This is a genomic window from Bacillus sp. JJ1764, from assembly GCF_036962145.1.
In the GTDB taxonomy this organism is placed as follows: Bacteria; Bacillota; Bacilli; order Bacillales; family Cytobacillaceae; genus Neobacillus.
Genome location: NZ_JBALNY010000030.1, coordinates 1 through 1,801, shown reverse-complemented (window position 1 = coordinate 1,801; position 1,801 = coordinate 1). Strand labels below are relative to the sequence as shown.

At 37.5% G+C, this 1,801-nt stretch carries 1 protein-coding gene; it reads left to right on the top strand.

Annotation, left to right across the window (positions count from 1 at the left end; genetic code table 11):
- Window positions 1-115 precede the first annotated feature (115 nt).
- Entirely contained in the window at window positions 116-1,390 is a 1,275-nt protein-coding gene (locus V7083_RS04595) for an IS110 family transposase (RefSeq protein WP_335475848.1), read from the top strand.
- The last annotated feature ends 411 nt before the right edge of the window (window positions 1,391-1,801 follow it).

Here is a 1,801-nt window from a genome sequence, read left to right as displayed (position 1 = left end):
AGGTTAGCATTCCTGTAGATCGTTAAATATCAGGTTTGAAAAAAATAGAGCCCCTCAGTAAGATACGAGTATAGAGACCAATCTAAACTCATTGTCTTAAGGAGGAAGCCCTACTATGAATTTTAAAATGCAAGACAAACAAAATCAACTAATAGAAAGAATTTCCGATACACACCTTATTGTTGGTGTGGATATCGCTCAACAACTACACGTTGCTCGAGCTGTTAACTTCCGAGGAATTGTAGTTGGAGATCCACTTTCATTTGAAAATAATGAAGAGGGATTCGTAAAACTATTAAGTTGGATTCAAAACTTACAAAAACTAAAAAAATTAGATTCAACAATAGTTGGTATGGAGCCTACAGGTCATTATTGGATTAACCTATCCAAATGGTTATATAACCAAAACATTGAGGTCGTAACGGTCAATCCCCACTTAGTAAAAAGGAATAAAGAGAATCGTGATAATACCCAATCTAAGAGTGATAAAAAGGATGCGCTCGTTATCGCGGATATGGTGAAAAACGGCTATTATTCCTTCATTCGCCCATCATCAGAATCATTTGAGAAACTTAGAGTTCTAATGTCTAATCGTGATGTGGTTGTAAAACGTCTCGTCATGTCTATCAATCAAATAAATCGATGGGTAGATGTTGTCTTCCCAGAGCTGCGGCAAGTGTTTAACGATGTTTCGTGCAAAGGAGCCATAGCAACCCTTCGTTTGTTTCCAACTCCAGGTGAAATATCTTCAATGGAGCCATTAGATGTCATGAGGGGATGGAAGTCATTAATGAAAAGACAACCTGGACCTAAAAAGGCTCAATTACTAATCAATCTAGCAAAATCTTCTATTGGAACCGGACAAGCACTTGATGCTTATAAATTCCATTTAGAACAATTATTAGAAGAATATGACCTCGCTGCAAAACAACTCGAAAGAGTTGAAGAACAAGTTAAAGATGTCCTCAGCAAAATACCATTCGCGAAAAAACTACTTATGATTAAGGGAATAAGTGAAATTTCATTGGCTGGGATACTAGGTGAGTCAGGAGACTTAAGCGGATTCTCTCACGGAAACTCTCTATTACGTCATGCAGGATTGCATCTAGCTGAAGCAAGTTCAGGAAAATGGAAAGGACAGATTGTCATTTCAAAGCGTGGAAGATCAAGGCTACGGCGATTCCTCTACTTAGCAACTATGAGCCTTGTGATGAATAACCCTGAGTTTAAATCTGTCCATTCCCATAATGTGAAGGTAAAGAAGATAAAGAAAATGAAATCAATCATGAAACTGATAGGTAAACTAGCAAGGATTTTTGTAGGAATAGCACGAAGTAATGAGTCATATTGTCCAAGTAAAGTCCAAGTATTAATTCCTATAGCAGCTTAGAATTAAAACATTTGATATATAAAATGTATTAATATAGTAAACTTTAATTTTGAATGTTGTCTTATTCGTAGGATTTCAAATATGTACGGAGTACCAGGTTTCTTTAACAAAAGGGCAAAGTGACCCATCAGGTTAGCATAACTGGCCTCCACCCCTTGGAAAGGTATGACGAAGGAATGAAAGGGCAAATGACCCATTGAGACATGGGAGGGAAAACCTCCAGGGGCGGTGTGGAGATGTACATTATATGGTAAAATATGGAGTGGTAGCTGACTCCTTTATTTAACTATGCCTTCACGAAGCCAAAATGATCTGAACTCATTCCTTTAACCCGCATTTCCAATTACAAGGGCTATGAAATCCTGCGAATAAGTGAGCATTCGAGAGATATTCGTATTAAATTGAGGGAGT

Excerpts from the sequence above, each read along its gene's own strand:
- V7083_RS04595 (WP_335475848.1), top strand. The coding sequence starts at position 116 with ATGAATTTTAAAATGCAAGACAAACAAAATCAACTAATAGAAAGAATT.